Consider the following 23,912-nt stretch of genomic DNA (forward strand, 5'->3'; position numbering starts at 1 on the left):
ACTTTATATATAAAATATGTTACTTATTTACTATTTACAGAGATCTCAATAAAAGTTATTGTATTAAAAGGAAATGAATGTATTTCCGGAAGTTGCAATTTATTTTCAAAAACATTACAGGAGGGATGAAAGAAGAACAACGCATTACAAAGGTATGTCTTCCTTGTCGGCTCAGACTCAGGTGTAAAAATTTGAAATTCGAGGAGAGAGAACTGTGAAAGCAATGAAAAAACTTTTTGCTGGATTGATGATGCTTACTCTGATTTTTGGTGTATCTTTTGCCGGATCGGCATTTGCCAGCGGTAATGAGGTCAAGCTTATTGACTCGGATGTCGGCGTTATGTATAAACCCGGATATGTCGGATTCAGCGGCAATATTGAAGTTGCTAATCTGGGACCCGTGAAGAATGTGAGTGTCCATTACACAACAGATAACACAAATTGGTATGATACGACGGCATCTTATGCAGGACCGGGGGATGTAAATCGTGAGAAATGGCATTTTGCTATTTCCAGAACGGATGCTTCAACTGATCATTTAGAGTTAAAGAATCTGAGCTTCATCAAATTTGCGATTAAATATGAAGTGAATAACCAGACCTATTGGGATAACAACGATGGAGCGAACTATTACAATGAAGTGAATTATACAGTTCCCCTGAGATCTGTAATTTTGGGAGCACCAAATGTGCTTAACGCTAATAGTACGCTGAGTAATGGTGAATTTACCGGAAATATCTATGTGAAAAACCTGAATCCGACGAAAACAGTAAAAATACTGTACACAACGGATAACTGGGCAACGACTCATGAGGGCTTCGCCACTTATACTGGCTCCTTGAATAATTTCAATAGTGTTGAAAATTGGAGCTACAGTTTCAATGTTCCGGGTGCTACAAATATTAAATATTCGATTTCGTATACAACTGGCGGACAAACGTATTGGGATAATAACTATGGTCATAATTACGAGGTATTCTAAATCATTTTAATATACATTTAATAGCAGGATCCCAGGCGGCTTATATCTCCGCTCTGAGATCCTTTTCTCTATGGAAACCTTTTTTCATACGGTTAGTAACAGCTTATGCGGAATAAGGTACGGTGAACGGGTCAGCCGACTATTGCTCGTCGTTCTGGGATTTAAGTATCCGCAGTCCCTTGGGTAGATGGTTCTTCAGCTGCCCGGAGCTGGCTTTGCCCCAACTAACAGGCAATCCGTCCACGGTTACCAACGTCCATCCGTGCAGCTCAGGAGGAACAGGAAGACCTTCGCCGCGCAGCCAGGCCTGAAGATCCAGACTGTCGGCTGCCAGATCGTAGCTGCGTGCTGCTTGTTGGGGCTGAAGAGCCATGGCCAGGGCATGTGCCGGTTCAATGCGGTTTTTTTTCAGATGCGCAATGTGCAGTCCTGCACGCGGCACCTTCAGGCCATCCAATAGCCCTGTATGCAAGCTGGTATTGAACGCTTCCGGGAGCAGATACAGCGATTCTCCGAAGAGCAGAGGTATACCCTGCCCGGTAAACCCCGGCAGCTCGCCAGCCGCCCAGTTCATAAACTGCTGATAGGCATCGCGGACAGACGAAGGCAGCCTGGAACCGGTTTTGCTCTTACCACTGCCGCGTTTACTGTGGCTGGGAGCAGCTTCTTCGAAGGCTGCCTTACGGAGTAAGGCGACGAAATGGCCTTCGCCTTTTTCCAGATGTGGCCAAAGACGTCTCGTTTCGATAAGCTCCATATCAGGATAGTGATCCAGAATCCGTGATATCGTATCCTCATTCTCCTTATGGTTGAAGGTGCAGGTAGAGTAAGCCAGACTCCCCCCCGGTCTCAGCATAATGTAGGCATCCTGCAGGATATCCCATTGTCTGGCCGCACACATCTCTACATGCTCCGGGGACCATTCGCCGATCGCGGCAGGGTCTTTACGGAACATACCTTCTCCAGAGCAAGGTGCATCCAGCATAATCCGGTCAAAAGCCTCCGGGAATCGGCGGGAGAGTTCTCCCGGGGCAGCGCTAGTTACAACAGCGTGGGGAATGCCGAGGCGTTCCACATTTTCTGCAAGTATTTTGGCCCGCTCCGGGTGAATCTCATTGGAGATGAGCAGGCCTTGTCCCTTCATGAGAGCAGCGATATGGGTGGTTTTTCCTCCTGGTGCAGCGGCTAGGTCAAGTACAATTTCACCGGGAAGAGGTGCCAGCAGTTCGGCTGCGGACATTGCGGAGGGCTCCTGAATATAATATAATCCGGCGGCATGATAAGCATGCCGTCCCGGCCGGAACGGCTCCTCATAATAATATCCCGAAGCACACCAGGGTACGGGAGTCAGGCCAAATTGGATCCGTGCGAGCTCCGCTGCCGCGTTGCCTGAGGCGGAGGTGCTTTTTAGCGTGTTAAACCGCAGACCCTGGGTCCGCCGCGCAGTATAGCTCTCCAGAAAAGCGTCCGCTTCCTGTCCCAGCATCTCTCTAATGCCGGCAGTAAAAGCAGCGGGCAGCCGTTCTTCATTCATACATCATTTCTCCTCTTGTTAAAATCTAAGAATAGTTTCGGGTTCTTCTTAGTTGCTGTTTCAGGTGGATACCGATAAAATCAAGGTATGGGACCTTAAGCGTACCTGTGAATCTACATATATAACTATATCATAATTGCCGGGTCTCACCGTATACAGGGCAATTGTAAAGGGGATGTGCCTTATGAACTTGCTGCAAGCGCTATTCTTCCCTCCGGAGCAACCCGGTGGTGTATCTTCCATGATCCCTTATCTACAGGAACGGTTTCGTTCCAGCCGATGGGAAATGGATTTGTTCTGGCTGCCTAAGCGCATCCGGGGCAAAGGCCGCGAAGACATTAGTTTTGAAACCTTTGACTGGACTCTCTATGGCGAAAGCCCGGTTGTGCAAAAATATATTCAAACCTACAGGGATTATCTATGGTGGACCAAGCTGCGTATGACCAAAAAGTACGACCTGATTCATGCCCATCATCCGATTGCAGGGTTGGCAATGAAAAAGATTTATCCCGAGATCCCGCTTATTCAAACTTTGCATTCCAGCTATGAACGCGAGCTGATATTGAATGGAGCAATTATTGAAGGCGGCTTGGAGCATCAATTTCTCGTATCGATTTACCGTGAGCTGGAGCATGTCAGCGACCGGTTGATGACCGTGTCACGTTCATTTGCCGACTACTTGGCTCCCTATATTGACCGGCCGGACGGCATCGGAGTCATTCCGAACGGTTTTGATGAGAAAAGATTCAAGCCGGTGCCGCATGACAACGACATTCCGCAGTTGGTGACCGTAACCCGTCTTGTACCCGCCAAAGGGATCGACACGTTGTTCAAGGCTTGTGCTGAGCTGAAAAAACGCAACCATGAATATGTGCTGCATATTATCGGAGACGGCCCTTGCCGTGCAGAACTAGAGCTGCTGGCACAGAATCTCGGTATATATAATGAAACTATCTTTTATGGATATACCCTGCACCCGGAAGAATTCATGCCGTTTTTTGATATTTTTGTACTGCCGTCACGGGCGGAGGCGTTCGGATCTGTATTTGCAGAGGCAGCACTTAGCTGTCTGGCACTGGTAGGTACCAATGTAGGCGGAATTCCGGAACAGATTGAAGACGGGGTAAACGGACTGCTGGTTGATCCCGATGATGAGCTGGCCCTGGCAGATGCGCTGGAAAAGGTGATCACCGATCCGGGCTATCGTTACGAGCTGTCGCGTTCAGCCTGGGATAAAGCCAAAAGCTTGTATTCCTTGACACGCGTAGCCAATGAGCTCAAAAAAACGTATCTGCAGTATCAGCCGGGATTGAAAGGGTGAGGTTATGATTCCTTTTCGTTTCCTGCATGCTGCAGACTTGCACCTGGACAGCCGTTTTGCCGGTCTGGCACAGCTTCCGCAGACGATCCGCTCCTACTTAAGAGAGTCCACTTTCGCCGCCCTCGGGCGGCTTGTTGGCGTAGCTGTTCATGAAAAAGTTGATTTCGTGGTCATCAGCGGAGATGTCTACGATATCTCAGATGCTTCACTGCAGGGCCAGCTGCGCTTTCAGGAGGCGCTTCAGGAGCTGGGCAGACACGGTATCGCTGTATTCCTGATTCATGGCAATCATGATCCGCTCGATGGGCCGCGTCTCTCGTCAGAGCCTCCGGCGCATGTGACCGTATTTGGCAGCGGGGAACCGGGACAAGCGATTGCCTTAAGACGCAGTGACGGCCAAGAGGTGGCTGTAGTCAGTGGAATATCGTACCCTACGGCCAAAGTAACGGAGAATACGTCCCTGCAGTTTCAACGCCTGCCGGGAAGCGAGTTGTTTCACATCGCTCTTTTACACGGAAATGTTGATGGGGATTTACAGCATGAGACCTATTCTCCCTGCAGCCGTACAGATTTGATTGGCCGGGGTTACGATTATTGGGCACTGGGACATATACATAAACGCAGTATTCTGCATGAGCAGCCGCCGATCGTATATCCAGGGAATATCCAGGGACGCAGTGTCAAAGAGACTGGACCTAAGGGATGTTATGTCGTAGATGTGAATCAGGAAGGTCAGGCGTCCCTCCAGTTTCACGAATTGGATGCCGTCCGCTGGCATGTCCGTGAGCTCTCCATTGAAGGACTGGCAGATGAAGCGCAGTGGACTGAGGCGGTGGAAAAGATGGTAGAGGAGATCAGGGATGAGCTTCCGGAACGGATGTCAGTGGTGCGCTTCCGGCTGACAGGAAGAGGTCCCGTACACAGAGTTCTGGCGGAGAAAGGCGCTGCGGAGGATCTGCTTGCGGAGCTGCAGCGGAGGGAGGTTATACGTGCAGAACGCAATGAGTACGCTGGCCTGGTGTGGACGGAAGGATTTGTGCTGGAAACAGGACTTGCTATCGACCGGGAGCGCCTGGCTCAGGAGGATAGTTTCCTTGGCGAAATGCTGCGGCTGGCAAGGCAGAACGAACAGTCCTCAAGCATGCTGGATGAACTGATGGACCGTGCGCTTAAGCCGCTAATGGAGAACCGGGAACTGCGCCGGATGCTCGCTTCTGCCTCTCATGAAGAGAAGTTGGGCTGGCTGAGAAGTGCGGCGGAGCTCGGAATTACCCTGCTTGCAGGCATGGATGATCATGCAGAAGCTGCTGGAGCGGAGAGGACTTATCAGGGGGATCGGGGGAATGGAGGATGAGGATCGAGGAGCTGCAGATTGGCGGTTACGGCCGTCTGCATAACCGGGAGTTGAAGCTGGATAGCGGTATAAGCTTGCTCTACGGACGCAATGAAGCTGGTAAAAGTACTACCCTGCAGTTCATCCGTGCCATGCTCTTCGGCATTCCGGGGAGAGCCAATCTACATGAACGTTATGAGCCTGCTCAAGGGGGACAGCATGGCGGAATGCTGGCTGCACGTGACCGCGAAGGCTCACTTTGGAGAATCCGACGATATATGGCAGGTGGAGAGGTTCAAGGCAGAAGTGAAAAGCTGCACATCACTGTCAGCCACCTGGACGGAACAACCGAAGAACGGAGCCAGACGGAAATGGAGCGGCGACTTCTCGGAGGCATCTCCCGGAGCATGTTCCGTCAGCTGTTTGCTGTCTCACTAGATGAGCTGCAAGAGCTAGGTGCATTGCAATCTGAGGAAATGAGCAGCTATCTCTTCCATGCTGGAATGGGAGGCGGCGGAGAAATTATGCGGGCTGAGCGGCGCCTGCAGCAGGATGCCGATAAGCTCTACAAACCGCGCGGCAAGGTGCAGGAGGCAGCCAAAATCCTCCAGTCGATTGAGAAGCTGGAGAAGGAAGCGGCTGAAAGCCGTTCCTATCTGCCGCGCTATAATCAGAACACAGCGGCGCTGGAAGCCGCGGAGCTGCAACTGGCGCAGCTGGAGGAGCACCGCCGGTCGGCAGCGGGCAGACTGACCCTGACGCGTAAAGCGCAGGAGATTCGTGAGATGTGGCTGAAGTGGAGCGAAGCCCGGCTCGAGCTTGCGGAGCTTCCGGTTATCCCTTCTTTTCCGGAGAACGGTGCTTCCCGCTGGCAGTCGCTGCAGCTGGAATTGCGCGGCGCTGAAGCTACGGTATTCCGTCTTCAGCGGCAGTACAGCGAGCTTGCCGCAGAACTGGCGAAGAATCTGCCAGATGCGCTTCTTCAGTCACAGGGACTGCGTCTTGAAGCGTTGGACCGCCGGCGCAGCAGTTATGAGGACAAGAAGGCAGAAGCGGAACGTCTTACAGCTGAAATGGAAGCACAGGAGGAACACCTGGAACGTATTCTGCGCGGGATCGGTGCAGGCTGGGGCACAGCCGAACTGGCCGGATTCTCCGGAACGGCGGCGGATCGTGAGGCCGCACGGCGTTTTGCGGCGGGATTCAGCGCGTATGACCGCCGGATGGAAGCCCAGGAAGCGGAGCGGCAGACCCTGCGCTCCCGCCTGGCCGCTGCCGCTGCTTCGCTGCAGGCGGCAGAACGGGCCCTGGCGCGCGAGCATGCTGCCGGTGCCGCCGATTTTGCGGGCCTCGCTGCGCGCAGCCCGCGTGAACTGCTGCAGCTCTGGGACGAGCTGCAGCAAGCTGCCGAGCGCTGGCGCGAAGCGCAGCTCGGCGGGGAGCCGCTGCGCGGCCGCGGCGCCGCAGGCAGCGGCGCTGACGGGCGCCGGGCGCAGCGCTACCGGCGCCTCCTGCTGGCGGGCGCAGCGCTTACGCTGCTGCTGCCGCCAGCATTATGGCTGACCGGTGCGCCGCCGGTCAGCGCCTGGGCCGCGCTCGGCCTGCTGGCCGCAGCGGACCTGGCCCTGTGGGCTGCCCTGCGCGCGGAGCGCAGGGCGGACGTTGCCCCGCCGGGACAAGGCGGGGCGGGCAGTGCCGCCGCAGCCGAGATGCGGCGGCTGCGCGGGCTGCTGCTCTCCGGCGCAGAGCCGGAGAGCGGGCTTGGCCGGCCGGGACGGCGGCCGGCGGAAGGCGCCAGCCCTGATGCAAGCGGGCTGGAGGCTGGAATGAAGGAGCTTCGCAGGCTCATGGAGGCCTGGAACGCCTGGCGTCAGCGTGTCGAACGGTTGGCTTCCGAACGGGAGGCCTGCCGGATAGAGGTGGATTCGCTGTCGGGTCAGGAGCGTGCCCTTGGTGCAGAATTGGAACAGGCCGAGGCGGATTTCACCAAGCTGGCCGGGCGTTATGAAGAGTGGCTGCATGAACGCAAGCTGCCTGAAGGGCTGTCGCCCGAAGGACTGCCGGATATCTTTGCGATGGTGGATCAGGGCAACGAGCTGCTGCGTCAGGAACATAAACTTTCAATGCGTCTAAGAACATTGGAATCGGAGTGCTCTGTTTTTGAGCAGGAAGTGTTGGCACTGATGATTGAAGCCGGAGCTGGGCAGACGAAAGGGGTTGGAGTGGATTGGGCGGTGCCTGCTGAGTCGGATCACGAAGGGTTGTCGTCAAGCAGTGATTCAATGATCGAATTGGCGCATTCTGTACCGATCTTAGACGGTTGGGTTGGCTCGAACCAGTCAAGTATGGCCGTTACGCCTGTACTGGCCGAATTGGCGCATTCAGACTTGGATAGTATAGCTCGCGACATGCCTGCTCTTTCACCATCTCAACCGTTTGAAGCAGGCGGATTATCCCTCCTCAGCTGGCTGGAACTGAGAAAGCGGGATTGGGATCTTCTGCAGAAGGAAGTCCTTCGCCGGGAAGGGATGAATGCACGGCTGCTGGAGCTACAGGAAGAGCTGGCGCTGAGCACCAGGGACCTGGAAGATTTGTCACGGCGCTCCGGCGGGCTCCTACACGAGGGGGGTGCTGCGGACGCAGAGGATTTTCTGCGGCGGTCATCTGTTGTGCAGCGGCGCATCGAGCTGACGAAATTGATCCGTCAATGGGAGCTGGCGATGTTCGGAGGCTGGGAGAATCAATCCACGGCTGAGCTGCTGGCCCTCCTGGAGCAATACGATTCGTACACTCTGGAACAGGAAAGGAATGCTGCGGAAGAGGCTGCGTTACACATTGAGGAAGACCGTAATGCCTTGCTTCAGCATCGCGGGAAGCTCCTGCAAGAGCGGGAATACTTGAAGGAGCGGGGGATGGAGGATTCAGTCCCTCAGCAGCTGGAAGAACAACGGGCGGCGCTGAGAGGAATAGCAGGCCAATATGCAGTGACTGCACTTACTGCCGAGCTGATGGGGAGAACGCGCCGTATCTATGAACAGGAAAAACAGCCGCAGGTACTCCGGCTGGCCTCTGAATATTTTACCAAGCTTACCGAAGGGGAGTACCATCGGGTAGTAATGACGCTTGGCAACAAAGAGCTAAAGGCGGAGCATAAGAACCTTGGACTGCTGGACAGCGGCTTGCTTAGCCGTGGTACGGCGGAGCAGCTATATCTGGCCATCCGGCTAGCCCTTGCGGAGACGATGACACATCAGGCGAATCTTCCGCTGCTGTTCGATGACTTGTTTGTTAATTTCGATGAACGCCGGTTGCATGCGGCACTGAGCCTGCTTGGAGAACTGTCAGCCACCCGGCAGATCATCATGATGACCTGTCACAGACATGTGACTGAAGCGGCATCCCGGATCATTCCCGCCGCCTCGGTAATCTCCGTCTAGAGCACATCAGTACAGAATTTACCGTCAGGCAAGCGAGGATGTGCCTGTGAGGGTCTTTCTGTGGCGACGCTCGGAGCAATCAAAGGTAAAAATACCTTTGAATGAGCCCTACCCGCCGGAATCGGGACAATCAAAGGTAAAAATACCTTTGAATGGGCCCCACCCGCCGGAATCGGGGTAATCAAAGGTAAAAATACCTTTGAATGGACCCCACCCGCCGGAATCGGGGTAATCAAAGGTAAAAATACCTTTGAATGGGCCCCACCCGCCGGCCTCCCCAATCCGCAATACCTGCCGTATTGGGCAGCCCGTCCGGTTCATTGATCCAAAGTTCAGCGTTACAATATTACCGCTCATTTCCAATGTACCACCTGCCGTTATCCACACGCAGCGGCTATTTCCGTGTAATCCGGATCACTGGCTTCACGGCAACAATTGTGATCCCTTTGATGTCTGTGGCAGGGGGATCACCTTTTCGTGGAGGCGGCGTCATCGGAGCGCGGAGCAGCATTACTACCCATACCAGAGATACCGCCCCGAAGATGGGATAGAAAATGGAGAGTAGGGAGCTGAAGCCAAACTGGCTGAACACATAGCAGATTAGCATGAGGATCGGGGTTACCAGGGCGGGTGCGATGGGCAGACGTTGCTGAAGCTGTGCACCGACGCCATAAATATCAGCCACAAAGGTACTGAAGATCTCCATGAATATCAGCATCAGATAGATCCCCTGTACCACTGGACCGAGGCGGACGGCGATACTGCCCATTGGAATCTCAAACTGAAGAATACCCGGCATCTGTGAGCTCATGGCAAAATGTGCAGCAAGCAGCATGAAGCCAATGCCTATCCCCCCGAGAATACCGCCTCGCAGCAGTGCTCTCTCATCATTCGTATGCCGGGCCAGAGGTACCAGTACGGCTTGTGCCATGCCCAGATTAAAGGCAGTGTAGAGAAGCGGCGACATCCAGGCGCTAAAGGGGCTGTGATCTGTCGGCAGAAACAAGAACCGGTCTGCGCCGGGGACGTCCAGCGTATTAAAAATTATAATTAGCGACAGAGTAAGCATTAACGGCACAACCAGACTGTTGATCTGCAGGATGCCTGAAATCCCGCGCTTCAGCAGCAGATAGGACCCGAGAATTGTCAGCAGGAGTCCTGCCTGATAGGGCATTCCGAGATGCTCCTGAAAAATAGCTCCTGCCCCGGCCAGCATAATGCTGTTGACGCCAATCAGGATGATCATCGTGAACAGGCTGATGCTTTTGCCGACACGCTCACCGAAGAGGTGGCGGTTGAAATCCTCATAAGAGTCTGCTTTGATGCGCTGGCTGATAATCATCATTTTGGTGCCGAGCCAGATGAACAGGGCCGTGGAGAGCAGGATGGTGAGCACGGCCCAGTGTCCATATCTTGTGAAGAACCGCAGGATCTCCTGGCCGGTGGCGAATCCGGCACCTACAATGGTGCCAATATAGGTGAAAGCGATTTGCAGAGTACGGACATGGGATTTCATGGCTCCCCTCCTTAATTGTGCTGCAAAGATAAAAAATGGCTGTGCCAAAGGATAGCCTTGTGCAGTCCATATAGTACAGGTTATGATGATGAGCAGAAGGACATGACTTCCGCCTAATGCTTATATAGGATTATTACAGTGGAACGTATGGAATTATAAAGGGTAATGGAGGTTCAAAATCATGGAATTATTGAAACAACGGATTTTGCAGGAGGGGGTCGTCCTTTCTGATCAGGTGCTGAAGCTGGATGCGCTGCTCAACCACCAGGTTGATCCTATGCTGACGATGGAAATGGGACGGGAGTTTGCCGGGAGATTTGCTGATGCTGGAGTTACACGGGTGGTTACCGTGGAATCCTCGGGTATTGCCGTGGCATTTGCCACCGCTTACGAATTGAAGGTGCCGCTGGTATTTGCCCGCCGTAAAAAAACGCTGTTAGCTGATCCGGATGCACTGTGCGAGAGAGTGCCTTCATTCACCAAAGGCATTGTTACAGACATCATGCTCTCCCGCCAATTTATCTCTGCGGATGACAAGGTGCTGTTCATTGACGATATTATCGCAAACGGCGACGCCGCACGCGGTCTCATCAAAATCATTCAGCGCTCCGGCGCCGAACTGGTCGGACTCGGTGTAGTTGTGGAGAAAAGCTTCCAGGCCGGAGCCAGAACCATTAGAGAACAGGGTATACGTCTGGAGTCACTTGTCCGGATTATGTCTCTTAGTGAAGGAACCATTGTCTTTGACGAATAAAGGGTGACAATTAGAGGAACTTAGCCTATTTTTTTAACAACTGCTTTTCACTCTATAAGTTTTCCTTTATAATAAAAATTAGACATGAGAGAGGAGGCGTCACAATGGGGAAAGAACCGGTGACAGAGCAATTTTTTATTGATAAACTAACCGAGGCCAAGGATCATTTCGAGCGTGCGCTGGATTGCAAACATACGGAATTCGACGACCTGTATCCCTATATGATTGAACATCCTCAGTTTTTCTGGTACAAACGTTACGTCGCTTGGTCTGAACTTTTGACGATCACAAGTTTGTGTGAAGAATTGTCCTTCAATTGGAGACAGAAATTCACTGATCATCAGGTGGAATATCTGGAACAACGTGTGATGTCCGCTAAAGTTCTTGACTTCTGGTTTGAGAAGAATGAAGCGCTGATATAGAACTTCATAAGATATAAGGTTAGAACTGCAAGTAACTAGACCCGAATGATTACTCATTGGGGTCTTTTTCACGGGTGGATAAGGCTAGCAATGTGTTGAAAGGAGACTTGAACTTCATGATTAGTGACGAACAGCTGGATGCCTACCGGATTTCCGGTGAGAAGATCCGTGTTGTACGCGATGCACTGGAGAGTAATGATGTAAAAGGTATTGTGCTCGCCTGGGACGAGTCCCAGGTGATGATACGCCGTCCCAATAAGCGGATAGTGAAGCTTGACCGCAACTATGTGTACCAGCCCTTTGCCGAACCCAGACAAGAGCCGGAGAACGTATAATGTATAAACCTAGCAAGAACAGCCCCCTCCATAGCGGAGGGGGCTGTTTCTTATGATAAGTACAGGACTTATATGGATAACGCCATCTGTTCCACAGTATCTTCCCGGGGGAGAACGGTTAGCTCAGGTGTCAGGCCGAGGTAAGCACGCATCCGCAGCATCATTTCATTACGAAATCCGGGCCAAGGGATATTCATCTCGCCGGTATATCCACGGCAGGAATACTGGGCCTCTACCCCCCGTTGATCTTGACGGATGGTCGTGATCTTCAGATGATGCGAGGTAAGCTCCCGGGTGACCTCCTGGAGCATCAGCGAGGTCTTCTTCGTTGCACCGGATACCAGCTCCATATAGAGCTGTGGTGTCTTGAATAATCCGCTCTTGCCGATGACCCGGCAGTCGCGTTCAAATACTTTATGAATGAACGTAAGCAGCAAATAGCTTCTGACAAGGGACTTTTCGTCTTTGGTTATATCTTCGGGGATTGTTGGTGTAGTTAGTGGATTTCTCTTGGTAGTCGCCATATAAATCACCTCATTTATAGTATGCGAACCTTTGTTCTCATTATACCCCGAATACGTAAATAAAAGCAATATTTATACAGAAATTTATGTATTAAAAATGATTACAAAAAAATATTGACTCAGGCATCATCGAATGGTATGATCTATCTTGTGACTGCGAAAGTAAGTCATTGAATATGCGGTCATGGCGGAATTGGCAGACGCGCTGGCTTCAGGTGCCAGTGATAGCAATATCGTGGAGGTTCGAGTCCTCTTGACCGCACTACGGTTTACGCAAGCATCCCTTCTTTTGAAGGGATGCTTGTTTTTTTATGCCCGAATGACCTCACATTGTTTAGGAATGCGGAGCCGAAGGCAAAACCAGCGGTTCATGGATACCCCTCCAAGCTGCCGGCACCAGATCCTGACCGGAACAGTAAATGGTCTGCAGATAGCGGCTTAACGGAGTGAGCGAATACGCTACAAGCACCTCTTTGATCTCGGAGGGCTTTGCCGGAATCGACGGCCCATTCTCTATCATGAATAGCCCAATGGGCAGCAGCATCTTACAGCTCTTGCGGTAGGACATCCGGTGCGGGTATCGTGGAGAGCTCCCGGAGTCATATTTGGACAACCGGATATGATCGAAGTGATCCGTTAAGAGCTTAAGGGCATCCAATTTCAAAATGGCAAAGGTCTCTCCTGGTTCTCTGCGAGAGTACATAGCTGCCATGGACATACAGTCACGTTCAGTTGGCCAGAGGAAGACATGGCGGTCCAGACAGGCGCGGAACTGTTCAGCCGTTGTTCCTGCCTCCATAGCCTCGGGGGTGATTCGAAGATGGGAGTTCAGCACTGCATGCTGGCCGTTATAGACTGTCTTCCAGGCTTCAGTCCGGCGTATGCCGTTGGCATATTCGGGGTACAGCAAGGCCGATGCGAAGATCCCATCCAAGGCAGCCATACCTTGCAGATTACTTGCTCTGGTAAAATGATACAGTGAGGCTCTCAGCGGACTTTTGGTAATGGCAGCAATGATACAATGGTTCATAGTTGTTTTTACCCTTTTCGGTTGATTGAACTTCTGATATTTTTAGAACAGCAGTATAACAGGCTGGAAGGATGATAAGCAAATGAAGATCGAAGCGTTAAGTCAGCACAGAAGAGACGAGTTTTTGGACTTTTGCCGGAAGCACCGGCCGGATATTGATGATTCCTTTTTATATGAAGAGCAGCTTGCCGGGTTTGAACTGTCGGAAGAGAACCCCACCTATGTGGCGGTAAATGAGCAGGGAGCACTGGTTGCGGCCGCTTCGCTGATTTTGAATGACTATAACCGCAGAGGACGAAAAGGCCGTTTTCGGATTTTTCAGGCGGATACCGCTGAACCCGAAATTTACCGGAAGCTGCTGCAAGCCATACTACCGCATACGGCAGGTTTGGATAAGCTGGATATATTTGTGCCAACGGTTAATGCAAGAGAGACGCACAATATGCTAGCTGCCGGCTTCGCTGTGGAGCGCTATTCCTATTTGCTTGTCCGGAATGAAGAATCTGTTCCTGACTTCAGCTTGCCCACCGGATACGAAATTAAGCCCTTTCGGCTTGGAACCGATGAGTCTGTCTGGTGCGAGGTGAGAAATGCCGGTTTTGCCAAACTGAAAGGGAGCGAAACACCGGCCACACCGGAAATGGTAACGAATATGATTTCCCGCAAAGACTACATTGAAGGCGGCCTCATGATTCTTCGCCATAATGGTCAAGCGGTAGGCGTTGTCCGTGGAGCAGACGATGACTATGAAGGATCTCCGATCATGAACATTGGACCACTGGCCATACTTCCGGAGTATCAGGGTAAAGGGCTGGGGAGAATTCTGCTGAGAGCGGCATTGCGGTTCGCCAAGGAACAGGCCTATACGCAGACAGTGCTGTGTGTAAACGCGGAAAATGAACGTGCCAAGGCCCTGTATATTAGAGAGGGCTTCAAGCAGGTGGAGGCTGCGGCATGCTTCGCCTACGATTTGACAGCTAAATAGCAGAAAAGAGGAAGCGCCTGGGAAACCGGGCGTTTTCCTATTTCTTTTCCTTTTATAAGCTGAATATTTAAAATTCTTGGGTTCAACATTTACCTTTGAGGAAGGAGAACCTCTTTGTGTGTAGAAGACGACAGAATAACTAACGGGTTCAGAAAGGAACATGCCCATGAAAACACTAATCATAGTGGATGATGAGCCGTCGGTGCTGAACGGACTGCGGAACTATGTGAACTGGACAGAGCAGGGGATCGAGCTGATTGGAACAGCGGATGATGGGGATACCGGACTTGAGCTGATTAAGGAGCTGAAGCCGGATATTGTGCTGACGGATGTCCAGATGCCAGCGATGGACGGAATCCGGATGGCAGCGGAAGTGCGTGAGGTGCTGCCTTTTGCCAAGATTGTGTTCATCAGCGGGCATAACGATGCCGATTATTTGCGGTCTGCTCTCCAGATCCATGCGGTAGATTACCTCCTGAAGCCCATCCGCCGCAAAGAGCTGGTCTCTGTTATGAGCAAGGTTACAGAGTCGCTTGATGCGGAGGACCGGGAACGAGGCCGGGTAAAGGAGATGCAGGTGAAACTGGCCCAGAGCCTGCCGCTGCTGCGCGAGAGGTTTCTCCTGTCCGTCATCAGTGACAGCATCAATCCGTCGCATATCCGGGAGAAGCTGGAGTTCCTGGATTTGCCGCTGTTGTCTGCAAGCGATTACATGGTTGTGGTTATTATGATTGATGATGTGCCACAGGTGCTGGATACCCGGAGTGAACAGGATAAGCAGCTGCTGTCTTATACTGTGCTGAATATTATACAGGAGTTAATCGACAAGCAGATGCGGGGCATTACCTTTGAGAAGCAGCCTGGAGAATATGTGGGTATTCTGCTGACCCCGCAGCTGGAGGATGGAAATACAGAAGAGGCGGAGGAGGTTCAATCTCCAGAACAGGAGCTGCTGTTGCTGGCGGAATCCATCCGCGGCAATCTGCGGCAATGGCTGAAGCTCAGTGTAACCATCGGGGTAGGTGAAGGGGTGGACAGTCTGTCAGAGCTGCCATCGTCCTATAAACAGGCGAGAGGTGCAGCTGACCAGAAATGGTATCTGGGCAAAAATCGTATCCTGACAATGGATAAGCTGGAGTCTCGAGATTATCTTCGGTACCGGTACGAAGCAGAGTGGGGTGAACGGGTGCTCTCGGCATTGAGATCCGGGGACTGGGAGCGAACGTTGAATGAGCTGGAACAGATTTTTGCACGGCTGGAGCAGAATCGGCGGCATGGCTCACGTTATGCACAGAACGTAAGTCTGCACCTGATCTTACAGTCCGGGCAGGTCATGCTTGAATTGAATGGTATGACAGAAGAGTGGGAGCAGAAGGAAATGGAAGCCTGGAAACAGGTCATGCGCCAGGAAACGATGCGGGATTTGCTGCATTATACCGCTGAATATCTGCAGGAGGTATGTGAGTACTCTCTTTTGAAACGCAGTGGAAAGTCCAGTGAGGTTATTGAACGGGTCCGTCTGCTGATCGGGCAGAGATATGCGGAGAATTTGAGCGCATCCGACATCGCCGAAGGTGTATATCTAAGCCCGACCTACGTCCGGCTGTTGTTCAAGCAGGAAACCGGAGAAACCCTATTTGAATATCTGACCAAGGTGCGTATTGAGCAGGCTAAACACATGCTAAAAAATCCGCAGAATAAATTATATGAGGTCTGTTATGCGGTGGGCTATACCGATCCCAGCCACTTCAGCAAGCTGTTCAAGAAAATAACCGGAAGTACACCAAGCGCATTCAGAGAGCTGCATAAATGAGTACGGCGTCTGAAGTCTTACGGGTGCGATCCAGGAAGACCGGGAGGGCTGTACGATGAAAAAAGCCTGGGCCTATCTGACCGGTTTGGGTCAGGGAATACTTGCTGCAAGAAAATGGCTGTTTGCCTATGTACTGCTCATCCTGCTGCCGGTTTCTATTATGCTGGGCTCCTTTTATCAGCGTTCCAATGACATTCTGGAGAAGGAAGTGACCCGCACGATGCAGCTCACTCTGAAGCAGGCGGGCATGAATCTGTCCTATAAGCTGAACCATGTCCGCGACAGCAGCAATTCCGTCTTCATGAACCAGATTCTGTACGACAATTTGCTGCAAAAAGACAACATTACCGACCAGCTGGTGCAGATCAAGGAGCTGCGCAACTTGGCCGAAACCGCTCAGGAGAATCAGGATATCTTCCGTCTGCGTTTTTTTGCCGATGCTTCCCGGATATATGGCGGTGACCGGATAAATCTGTATCCCTTAGCGGATATGGATCAATACCCCTGGTATGAAGCTGTAAAGGAAGCTGGCGGTGGGATCGTCTGGACGGGGGTTTATCCTGAAATTTATAACGATTATGGAGAAAAAAATATTTTCTCTGCCGCCCGTCTGCTGCGTAACCCGCGGGACTACGAGGAAATTGTTGGCATTCTGGTGATGGATATATCCGAAACTATGATTCAGGAGATTGTGTCAGAGCTTCATTTCTCGGACAAATATGCACCGTTCCTCCTTGACGGAGGGGGGAAGCTGATCTATGGAACAGATGGACCGGATCAAGGTGCGGTTCCTAATACAAAGGCAGAGGCAGGTTCGGGACAGACTGTGAACCACCTTCCTGAAGAACTGCTTAACGGGATCAGCCATACGGAAGAAGGCATTATAAAAAGAATCATTGGCCGTGATCACGTGAATGTAGTATACACCACTATTGGGACAACAGGCTGGAAGCTGGTGGCTCAGGTGTCGGAAGCGGAAATCTCGCACCGCGCCACGGCGCTAGGCCAGTTCACCAGTATAGCCACTCTGGCAGGAATTACGGTGATGTTTCTTGTTCTGGTGTTTGTGCTCCTGATGTTCATGATCCAAGGCATGCAGCGCCGGGTGCAGATGATCCTGCGGATGATCCGCAAGGAGGGCATCGGGTGGCTGGAGGATCGCCGGTCGATGCCGGACGGGGATTTCCGGCTGCTGGAGCGCAGCGTTGATCATCTGATTCATAAGGTCAATCACCTGATGGAAGAGTCTTATCAGGCGAAGATGCAGGAACGGGAAGCCCAGCTGAGGACGCTGCAGGCACAGATCAATCCGCATTTTCTCTATAATGCCCTGGATATGATCAACTGGTCGGCCATCTCCCATGATGCGGAGGATACCAGCGAGATGATCGAGGCGCTAGCACAGTATTTCCGGTTAAGTCTGAACAAGGGCCGCGATAATGTCAGCATAGCCGACGAATTAGAGCTGGCGCGGGTATTCCTGGAGATTCAGCAGAACCGTTTTCCGTCTACATTCACCTTCTCCATTCAGGCGGAGCCTGGGCTCGCGGCGTATATCATTCCCAAGCTGACACTGCAGCCGCTGGTAGAGAATGCACTGCTGCACGGTATCCGCAAGATGAAAAACAAGCAGGGAACGATAGCGATTTCGGCGTGTCTGGAGAATGGCGATGTTGTACTTACGGTTGCAGATGACGGAATTGGTATGAACCCGGAGCAGGCTAACCGGCTACTCCTCGAACCCGCCGCCGGGCAGCAGGAGGATGGACTGGACGGGTCGTTCGGATTATACAATGTAAATGAGAGAATCCGTTATTTTGCCGGGAACCGTTATGGTCTATCCATCGAAACGCAGCCCGGAAAGGGCACGACTGTAAGAGTTACCGTGAAAGCGACCCTTGCGGAATAAAACCATCTATATTTACAGTCGCCAGAGACCAGAAATAATCAGATTACCCTCTACTGGCCGTGCCCCATTCCTCAGTATAATCAACTCACAAGCATACGGAGGTGATTGAAGTTGGGCGCAGGTGCCACGGAGTTGAACCCGAAGAGCAGAACAGCCGCAGCCAGAAGCAGGGCTGCCGGCAAATGGAGACTAGCCTGGAGGAACAGGGACTATTATATGCTGCTGATCCCCGGACTTTTGTTTCTGCTGCTTTTCAAATATACGCCTTTGTATGGCGTGCTGATCGCCTTTCAGGACTTTAATATTTTTGACGGCATCAGAGGCAGTGAATGGGTGGGGCTGGAGCAGTTCCACAAGCTGGTCCAGTCCGAGGAGTTCGGACAGGTATTCATGAATACGCTGCTGATCAGCGTATATAAGATCGTGCTGCTGTTCCCGGTTCCGATTATCATAGCGCTGGTGCTGAACGAGGTCCGGCTGATGTTTTTCAAACGGACTATTCAGACGATTATCTATCTTCCGCATTTTCTGTCCTGGGTCATTATATCCGGATTGTTCGTGACGATTCTCTCTACTTCAGGAGGGCTCGTCAACCATATCATTCAGTGGTTCGGCGGAGAGCCGGTCAGTTTCTTTGTCAGCAACCAGTATTTCCGCAGTCTGGTAGTCTTCACTGCCGGATGGAAGGAGGTAGGCTGGAATGCCATCGTCTTCATTGCCGCTATCGCCGGGATTGATCAGGAACAATATGAAGCCGCTTCCATAGATGGGGCGGGCCGGATCCGCAGAATGCTGCATATCTCGCTCCCCGGGATTCTGCCTACAGTAGTGCTGATGTTCATTCTCCGCCTGGGCTCTGTGCTGGATGCCGGGACCGAGCAGATTCTCACGATGTACAATCCGGTGGTTTACGAGACGGCTGATGTCATCGGAACCTTTGTATACCGGATCGGTCTTGGCAAAATGGACTACAGCTTCAGTACGGCAGTCGGATTATTCAATTCAGTCGTAGGTTTTATTCTCATTGTCTCCGGTAATTATCTCAGCCGCAAGCTGCTGAAGCGCGGGATCTGGTGAGGAGGAAAGGAGCAGGACAACCATGACCAAACGGACCAAAGGGGATCTTTTGCTGGATACCGGAGTGTATCTTTTCCTGATTGCCATCGGACTCATTATGCTGCTGCCCCCGGCAAGTGTCTTCTCCAAATCGGTCAGCGAAGAGTGGGCAATCACCTCCGGCAAAGTCGGCATTCTGCCTGTAGGGTTCCAGCTCGATACGCTGACGCAGGTTATTTCCTCATCCATGTTCATTCGGGCCTTCTGTATCTCCGTTGGTGTTACCGCCATCGGTACACTAATCTCCATTCTTATGACGGCGCTTACAGCCTATCCGCTATCCAAACGCAATCTGCCCGGCATTTCCTTCATTATGGTGCTGTTCATCTTCACGATGCTCTTCAGCGGCGGACTGATTCCCAATTATCTGCTGATGCGCCAGCTGCACTTGGTCAATAATCTGTGGGTGCTGATTCTCCCGGGAATGATTAGCGTGTTCAATATGCTGGTGATCAAAAGCTATTATGAAAGCCTCCCTGAAGCACTGGAGGAATCTGCACGGATCGACGGAGCGAAGACGTATACGATTTTGTTCCGGATCATCCTTCCGCTGAGTATGCCGGTGATCGCTACGATTGCGCTGTTCTATGCAGTGGGTTATTGGAATGATTATTTTGGCCCGATGATTTACATTAATGACACCGCACTGAAGACACTGCAATTGTATCTGCAGGATGTGGTGATGGATGCAAATAGTGCAAACCTCACGAATAAAAGCGTAGACGATCTTATGAATATGTCCCCCGAAGGCATCCGCGCTGCTACAGTCGTCGCGTCTACGGTGCCGATCCTGCTCGTATATCCGTTTATGCAGAAGTATTTTATCAAAGGGGTGCTGATTGGATCGGTTAAGGGATGACCTAAGATTTCAGAACTTAAGGGGAGGTTTAATTCATATGATAAATAGAAAATGGCTGACACTTATGCTGTCTGCAGGGCTTGTGGCATCGATAGCCGGCTGTGGTTCATCCGGCAATACGAACAAGGATGGCGCAGCCGGAAGTGCAGCGGAGCAAACGGCTGGCACGCAAACGGAAAGCGGCTCCAAACCGGAACTGAAGACGCTCAATTTATGGTCGAAGGATGATTATAACACGTATACACTGGCCAAAGTGGTGGAGGAGAAAACCGGATATAAGGTCAAATACGAGATGCTGCCTGCTGATAAGGCCATGGATAAGCTGAATCTGCTGATTTCCTCCGCAGAGCCTTACGATGTCATTACCATCAATGGAGAGAAAGCGGTCTATACCGATTATGCCAAGATGGGTGCACTTGTGGATCTGACCCCGCTGATTGACAAGTATGGAGAGAATATCAAAGCCTCTATCTCTCCCGAATCCTTCGAGGCGATGAAGGTGGACGGCAAAATCTACGCTATTCCGAACCGGGCGTCCGAGTTTGCGGGCAGCAGTCTGATGATCCGCACGGATTGGCTGGATAAGCTTGGCCTTAAGATGCCCACAACACTGGATGAATTCACTGCAGTCCTGAAGGCTTTTAAGGAAAAGGATCCGGGGGGGAATGGGGATAAAGGCGCACCGCTCTCCATAGACGGCGCAATGGCCACGATGGTTAATGTAACCGGCGCTTTCGGCATCGCCACCAGCTGGAATGTAGTGGATGGGAAGCTGGTTGCGGCACCGGCACATCCGGGGTTCAGAGAATATCTGAGTTATATGGCTGATCTGTATAAGCAGGGGCTGCTGGATAAAGAGTTTGCAGTGAATAAAGACGCTACACTGAAAGAAAAGTTCACTAGCGGACGGGTCGGTGTGATCCCGCTTGCCTGGTATGATATCCCCGGCATTGCAGACGCCCTGACCAAGAACTTCCCGGATGCCAAATATGCTTATGTTCCAGCGTTGAAGGGTAAGGATGGGCAGGCGGGTATAGGAATGAGTGGCGGTTTTGACCGGCTGACCTTTATTCCCAAGTCCTCAAAGCATCCGGAGGATGCCATCAAGTGGATCAATGCCAAGCTGGACAAAGAGACCTTCAAGCTGATCGCCATTGGCGAGGAAGGGAAGCATTTCACTTACAAAGACGGTGTCTACAGCCCGATTCTGCCCCTGTTTACCGATGAGCGCGGACTGGCAAGCAACTATTTGACCGGAATTGATGAGAAGCTGTATCCCGTATACTGGCAGGCCCGTGTGCAGAAAGACCCGCGTTTGTTCGCAGGCTTCACCTTCCTGAACAAGGATATTCCGGCTGAATTCCGAATCTCTGATCCGCTGGCCATGGCGCCGTCCTTGCCGGAGTACTCCAAGAACAACGCATCGCTGAATCAGATGATCAATGATTTTGCTGTAAAAGTGATTGTTGGCGAGGAATCGGTGGATGCAGTGGCCGCATTCGTAGAGAAATACAATGCCGCCGGTGGTGAAGCCAGCGCCAGGGAAGTCAATGAATGGTATGCGTCAGTGAAGAAATAGTCGGGAGGGAAGCGCATGAACAGCTACAGAATGCGGAGTAACGAAATTCCGCTTCAGGATTCCTGGGATGTCATTGTAGTGGGCGGAGGTCCGTCCGGGTGTACTGCGGCAGCCGCGGCAGCTCGGGAAGGAGCAAAAACGCTGCTGATTGAAGCCACAAGCAGCCTTGGCGGAATGGGAACTTCGGGACTGGTGCCGGCGTGGTGTCCATTCTCTGATCTGGAGACGATGATCTACAGAGGGCTGGCGATGAAGGTATTTGAAACTCTGAAGGCGAAGATGCCGCATGTAAGCAAGGATGCTATGGACTGGGTGCCTATTGAGCCTGAGAAGCTGAAGGTGGTCTATGATGAGCTGGTCCAAGGAGCGGGGGCAAAGGTTCAGTTCATGACACAGCTGGGTGCGGTAGATACGGATGAGGACGGTAATGTGACTGCACTGATTACAGCCAGTAAAAGCGGGCTTCAAGCCCTGAAGGCCAAGGTGTATGTTGACTGTACGGGTGATGCGGATGTTGCCGCTTGGGCGGGTGCGGAATATCTGAAAGGAGATGCGGATACTGGTGAGCTGATGCCGGCCACACACTGCTTCACGCTGGGCAATGTGGATGAGTATGCGTACCTTCATGGCCCGATGCTCCATAACAACAACAAAACCAGCCCGATTTATGATATTCTTGGCTCCGGCCGTTATCCCCTGATCCCGGATGCGCATATCTGCAACAATATTATTGCTCCCCGAACGGTTGGCTTCAATGCAGGTCATTTGTGGGAAGTGGATAATACGGATGTTCTATCCATATCCGAGGCTCTGATGCAGGGACGCAAGCTGGCCGCAGCTTACAGGGATGCTCTTGCTGAATACCAGCCAGCCTCCTTCGGGAACTCGTTCGTAGCCAATACGGGATCATTGATGGGCGTGCGGGAGACACGGAGAATTACAGGAGATTATGTGCTCAGTGTGGATGATTACGTCAGCCGCCGAAGCTTCGCCGATGAAATTTGCCGTAACAGCTATTTCATTGATATCCATGGAACGGAGAAGGAGGAGAAGCAGGCTGGAGGCAAGCAGGAAGTGATTAAGCGATATGGTCCGGGAGAATCTCATGGGATTCCCTACCGTTGCCTGACCCCCCGTTCGCTCAAAAATGTGCTGGTTGCCGGGCGCTCCATTTCCTGTGTACGTGAAGTGCAGGGAAGCGTCAGAGTTATGCCTGTCTGTCTGGCAATGGGTGAGGCTGCAGGGATTGCCTCTGCCATGGCTGCTGTACAGCCCCTGCCTAACGTCCATGCGGTAGACACGATTTCCCTCCGCAGACGGCTGCGGGAGGAAGGCGCATATCTGCCGCTTACGGAAGCCGAGGCAGCGGCGTCAGCCGCCGCAACGGCCAAGGGTGGGGAAGGCAGCGGCGGGAACCTTTACCATTAAGCTTACATTCACTTGATGGACCGCTTGAGCGTCCGGTTCATAAGGATGGCGTTGATCTCACCGCCGGCCAGGATAATGATGGAGCTGATGTACAGCCAGATCAGCAGCACCATGACCCCGCCGAGACTGCCATAGGTCTCAGTGAAACTGCTGAACTGATTGACATAGACGGAGAACAGGGTAGAGGTTATGATCCAGCCGAGGGTAGCAAACATCGCGCCGGGCATAACCTCTTTCAGTCTTAGCCTGCGGCTGGGGGCAATCCAGTACAGCAGAGTGAAGACGATGAACATGATGGACAGCGGAACAGCATATTGCAGCAAGTCCCAAATTTTTTGGAAGCCATAAGGCAGATCGACCAGCAGGAAGACCTGTGTTTTCAGCCAGGAGCCAAATACCAGCAGCAAAATGCTGAGCAGCACCACTAATCCGATGAAGAGAGTGGCCAAAAAGGCAATACCGCGTATTTTCCAGAAAACCCTGCTCTCCTCAATATCGTAGGCACGGTTGAGGCCTTTGATGATCGCATTGATTCCTTTGGAGGCGGCCCATAAGGTTGCCAGCATCCCGAAGGACAGCAAAGCCTGACTGCGGCCCTCCGCAACATCCTTCAGAATTTCCTCGATAATTGAGATCGCCTCGGCAGGCATGATCTGCTCCAGATCACGGATTTTATCCTCCACCGAAATATGGGCATAACCAATCAGTGTCATAATGAAGATCAGAAAAGGGAATAAAGACAGGATTAAGTAGTAGGTAAGCTGTGCGCTGATCCCTTGAACATCATCAAGTTTAATCTTGTGATACAGCTGTTTGGAAAAGGAAATGGCGCGTCTGGTGGCAGTCTTCTTCATAAGTCCCTCCTCTGCTTATCCTATAATATGCTTATCGCATATATTTAACTCAACTTCCCAGGTTGGAATCAGTGGATGGAGCGGCAGAAAGCATTTAGAGGAATAGGAAACTGCTATAGATTAGCTTATGTCAAGCGGGTAGCTAAATCAATGGTACGGGCAAGCTAGATGTGTCGGATGC

Annotated in this window: 20 protein-coding genes and 1 tRNA gene; 15 read left to right on the plus strand and 6 right to left on the minus strand. The window is 51.9% G+C overall.

The window, feature by feature from the left end; genetic code table 11:
* Window positions 1–223: 223 nt before the first annotated feature.
* A complete protein-coding gene (locus A3849_RS30095; RefSeq protein ID WP_256701122.1) occupies window positions 224–982 on the plus strand; it encodes a carbohydrate-binding protein in 759 nt (252 codons plus the stop codon).
* Window positions 983–1,121: 139 nt separating this feature from the next.
* On the opposite strand, the gene A3849_RS30100 is transcribed toward A3849_RS30095, so the two are convergent.
* On the minus strand, window positions 1,122–2,516 hold the full coding sequence (locus A3849_RS30100) for an RsmB/NOP family class I SAM-dependent RNA methyltransferase (protein WP_074114745.1): 1,395 nt from the start codon (window positions 2,514–2,516) through the stop codon (window positions 1,122–1,124).
* 184 nt (window positions 2,517–2,700) lie between these two features.
* Between A3849_RS30100 and A3849_RS30105 the strand changes: the two genes are divergently transcribed.
* From A3849_RS30105 to A3849_RS30115, 3 genes are read left to right on the plus strand one after another with little or no spacing between them, the layout of a single operon-like run.
* Complete coding sequence (locus A3849_RS30105) at window positions 2,701–3,837, plus strand: glycosyltransferase family 4 protein (RefSeq protein ID WP_074114746.1); 1,137 nt, start codon at window positions 2,701–2,703, stop codon at window positions 3,835–3,837.
* A gap of 4 nt (window positions 3,838–3,841) precedes the next feature.
* Window positions 3,842–5,191: a metallophosphoesterase family protein gene (locus A3849_RS30110; protein WP_074114747.1), complete on the plus strand. Its 1,350-nt coding sequence runs from the start codon at window positions 3,842–3,844 to the stop codon at window positions 5,189–5,191.
* Window positions 5,188–8,607, plus strand: a complete 3,420-nt coding sequence (locus tag A3849_RS30115; protein ID WP_074114748.1) for an AAA family ATPase — start codon at window positions 5,188–5,190, stop codon at window positions 8,605–8,607. The genes A3849_RS30110 and A3849_RS30115 overlap by 4 nt, the downstream gene beginning before the upstream one ends.
* Window positions 8,608–8,715: 108 nt before the next feature.
* On the opposite strand, the gene A3849_RS30120 is transcribed toward A3849_RS30115, so the two are convergent.
* Together A3849_RS30120 and A3849_RS30125 are read right to left on the minus strand one after the other, a co-directional pair.
* Complete coding sequence (locus tag A3849_RS30120; RefSeq protein ID WP_074114749.1) at window positions 8,716–8,964, minus strand: hypothetical protein; 249 nt, start codon at window positions 8,962–8,964, stop codon at window positions 8,716–8,718.
* 37 nt (window positions 8,965–9,001) lie between these two features.
* On the minus strand, window positions 9,002–10,123 hold the full coding sequence (locus tag A3849_RS30125) for a YkvI family membrane protein (protein WP_074114750.1): 1,122 nt from the start codon (window positions 10,121–10,123) through the stop codon (window positions 9,002–9,004).
* A 181-nt stretch (window positions 10,124–10,304) separates the two neighbouring features.
* Between A3849_RS30125 and A3849_RS30130 the strand changes: the two genes are divergently transcribed.
* From A3849_RS30130 to A3849_RS30140, 3 genes are all read left to right on the plus strand, one after another.
* On the plus strand, window positions 10,305–10,877 hold the full coding sequence (locus tag A3849_RS30130; RefSeq protein WP_074114751.1) for a xanthine phosphoribosyltransferase: 573 nt from the start codon (window positions 10,305–10,307) through the stop codon (window positions 10,875–10,877).
* A gap of 104 nt (window positions 10,878–10,981) precedes the next feature.
* Window positions 10,982–11,299: a hypothetical protein gene (locus tag A3849_RS30135; RefSeq protein ID WP_039309077.1), complete on the plus strand. Its 318-nt coding sequence runs from the start codon at window positions 10,982–10,984 to the stop codon at window positions 11,297–11,299.
* A gap of 116 nt (window positions 11,300–11,415) precedes the next feature.
* The gene (locus A3849_RS30140) at window positions 11,416–11,634 is read left to right on the plus strand and encodes a hypothetical protein (RefSeq protein ID WP_074102935.1); all 219 of its coding nucleotides are present in this window, start codon (window positions 11,416–11,418) and stop codon (window positions 11,632–11,634) included.
* Between the two features lie 68 nt (window positions 11,635–11,702).
* Here the strand turns inward: A3849_RS30140 and A3849_RS30145 are convergent, their stop codons facing one another.
* Complete coding sequence (locus tag A3849_RS30145) at window positions 11,703–12,158, minus strand: YhjD family protein (protein WP_074114752.1); 456 nt, start codon at window positions 12,156–12,158, stop codon at window positions 11,703–11,705.
* A gap of 178 nt (window positions 12,159–12,336) precedes the next feature.
* On the opposite strand from A3849_RS30145, the gene A3849_RS30150 reads away from it, so the two are divergent.
* Window positions 12,337–12,420, plus strand: a tRNA-Leu gene (locus A3849_RS30150).
* Between the two features lie 72 nt (window positions 12,421–12,492).
* Here the strand turns inward: A3849_RS30150 and A3849_RS30155 are convergent.
* Window positions 12,493–13,188, minus strand: a complete 696-nt coding sequence (locus A3849_RS30155; RefSeq protein WP_074114753.1) for a DUF7002 family protein — start codon at window positions 13,186–13,188, stop codon at window positions 12,493–12,495.
* Between the two features lie 82 nt (window positions 13,189–13,270).
* Here A3849_RS30155 and A3849_RS30160 point away from each other — a divergent pair, with 82 nt between their 5' ends.
* The 7 genes from A3849_RS30160 (at window position 13,271) to A3849_RS30190 (ending at window position 22,877) form a co-directional block, all read left to right on the plus strand.
* Entirely contained in the window at window positions 13,271–14,173 is a 903-nt protein-coding gene (locus A3849_RS30160; protein ID WP_074114754.1) for a GNAT family N-acetyltransferase, read from the plus strand.
* 166 nt (window positions 14,174–14,339) lie between these two features.
* Window positions 14,340–15,986 carry a response regulator transcription factor gene (locus tag A3849_RS30165; RefSeq protein ID WP_074114755.1) on the plus strand — a complete coding sequence of 549 codons (1,647 nt, stop codon included), beginning with the start codon at window positions 14,340–14,342 and terminating at the stop codon, window positions 15,984–15,986.
* Window positions 15,987–16,041: 55 nt separating this feature from the next.
* Window positions 16,042–17,895, plus strand: a complete 1,854-nt coding sequence (locus A3849_RS30170; RefSeq protein WP_074114756.1) for a sensor histidine kinase — start codon at window positions 16,042–16,044, stop codon at window positions 17,893–17,895.
* 216 nt (window positions 17,896–18,111) lie between these two features.
* Window positions 18,112–18,972 (plus strand): ABC transporter permease, encoded by an 861-nt coding sequence (locus tag A3849_RS30175; RefSeq protein WP_083613747.1) that lies wholly within the window; start codon window positions 18,112–18,114, stop codon window positions 18,970–18,972.
* A 22-nt stretch (window positions 18,973–18,994) separates the two neighbouring features.
* On the plus strand, window positions 18,995–19,870 hold the full coding sequence (locus A3849_RS30180; RefSeq protein ID WP_074114758.1) for a carbohydrate ABC transporter permease: 876 nt from the start codon (window positions 18,995–18,997) through the stop codon (window positions 19,868–19,870).
* Between the two features lie 37 nt (window positions 19,871–19,907).
* A complete protein-coding gene (locus A3849_RS30185; protein ID WP_074114759.1) occupies window positions 19,908–21,449 on the plus strand; it encodes an extracellular solute-binding protein in 1,542 nt (513 codons plus the stop codon).
* 15 nt (window positions 21,450–21,464) lie between these two features.
* A complete protein-coding gene (locus A3849_RS30190) occupies window positions 21,465–22,877 on the plus strand; it encodes an FAD-dependent oxidoreductase (protein ID WP_083613733.1) in 1,413 nt (470 codons plus the stop codon).
* 8 nt (window positions 22,878–22,885) lie between these two features.
* On the opposite strand, the gene A3849_RS30195 is transcribed toward A3849_RS30190, so the two are convergent.
* The gene (locus A3849_RS30195) at window positions 22,886–23,731 is read right to left on the minus strand and encodes a YihY/virulence factor BrkB family protein (protein ID WP_074114760.1); all 846 of its coding nucleotides are present in this window, start codon (window positions 23,729–23,731) and stop codon (window positions 22,886–22,888) included.
* Window positions 23,732–23,912: the final 181 nt, after the last annotated feature.

The sequence above is a fragment of the Paenibacillus sp. P46E genome (assembly GCF_001909095.1).
Taxonomy (GTDB): Bacteria; Bacillota; Bacilli; order Paenibacillales; family Paenibacillaceae; genus Paenibacillus_AQ; species Paenibacillus_AQ helianthi.

What these genes read in the sequence shown, in the direction of transcription:
- A3849_RS30095 (WP_256701122.1), top strand. Translation starts at nt 224, where the DNA reads ATGAAAAAACTTTTTGCTGGATTGATGATGCTTACTCTGATTTTTGGT.
- A3849_RS30100 (WP_074114745.1), bottom strand. Translation starts at nt 2,516, where the DNA reads ATGAATGAAGAACGGCTGCCCGCTGCTTTTACTGCCGGCATTAGAGAG.
- A3849_RS30105 (WP_074114746.1), top strand. Translation starts at nt 2,701, where the DNA reads ATGAACTTGCTGCAAGCGCTATTCTTCCCTCCGGAGCAACCCGGTGGT.
- A3849_RS30110 (WP_074114747.1), top strand. Translation starts at nt 3,842, where the DNA reads ATGATTCCTTTTCGTTTCCTGCATGCTGCAGACTTGCACCTGGACAGC.
- A3849_RS30115 (WP_074114748.1), top strand. Translation starts at nt 5,188, where the DNA reads ATGAGGATCGAGGAGCTGCAGATTGGCGGTTACGGCCGTCTGCATAAC.
- A3849_RS30120 (WP_074114749.1), bottom strand. Translation starts at nt 8,964, where the DNA reads ATGAGCGGTAATATTGTAACGCTGAACTTTGGATCAATGAACCGGACG.
- A3849_RS30125 (WP_074114750.1), bottom strand. Translation starts at nt 10,123, where the DNA reads ATGAAATCCCATGTCCGTACTCTGCAAATCGCTTTCACCTATATTGGC.
- A3849_RS30130 (WP_074114751.1), top strand. Translation starts at nt 10,305, where the DNA reads ATGGAATTATTGAAACAACGGATTTTGCAGGAGGGGGTCGTCCTTTCT.
- A3849_RS30135 (WP_039309077.1), top strand. Translation starts at nt 10,982, where the DNA reads ATGGGGAAAGAACCGGTGACAGAGCAATTTTTTATTGATAAACTAACC.
- A3849_RS30140 (WP_074102935.1), top strand. Translation starts at nt 11,416, where the DNA reads ATGATTAGTGACGAACAGCTGGATGCCTACCGGATTTCCGGTGAGAAG.
- A3849_RS30145 (WP_074114752.1), bottom strand. Translation starts at nt 12,158, where the DNA reads ATGGCGACTACCAAGAGAAATCCACTAACTACACCAACAATCCCCGAA.
- A3849_RS30155 (WP_074114753.1), bottom strand. Translation starts at nt 13,188, where the DNA reads ATGAACCATTGTATCATTGCTGCCATTACCAAAAGTCCGCTGAGAGCC.
- A3849_RS30160 (WP_074114754.1), top strand. Translation starts at nt 13,271, where the DNA reads ATGAAGATCGAAGCGTTAAGTCAGCACAGAAGAGACGAGTTTTTGGAC.
- A3849_RS30165 (WP_074114755.1), top strand. Translation starts at nt 14,340, where the DNA reads ATGAAAACACTAATCATAGTGGATGATGAGCCGTCGGTGCTGAACGGA.
- A3849_RS30170 (WP_074114756.1), top strand. Translation starts at nt 16,042, where the DNA reads ATGAAAAAAGCCTGGGCCTATCTGACCGGTTTGGGTCAGGGAATACTT.
- A3849_RS30175 (WP_083613747.1), top strand. Translation starts at nt 18,112, where the DNA reads ATGCTGCTGATCCCCGGACTTTTGTTTCTGCTGCTTTTCAAATATACG.
- A3849_RS30180 (WP_074114758.1), top strand. Translation starts at nt 18,995, where the DNA reads ATGACCAAACGGACCAAAGGGGATCTTTTGCTGGATACCGGAGTGTAT.
- A3849_RS30185 (WP_074114759.1), top strand. Translation starts at nt 19,908, where the DNA reads ATGATAAATAGAAAATGGCTGACACTTATGCTGTCTGCAGGGCTTGTG.
- A3849_RS30190 (WP_083613733.1), top strand. Translation starts at nt 21,465, where the DNA reads ATGAACAGCTACAGAATGCGGAGTAACGAAATTCCGCTTCAGGATTCC.
- A3849_RS30195 (WP_074114760.1), bottom strand. Translation starts at nt 23,731, where the DNA reads ATGAAGAAGACTGCCACCAGACGCGCCATTTCCTTTTCCAAACAGCTG.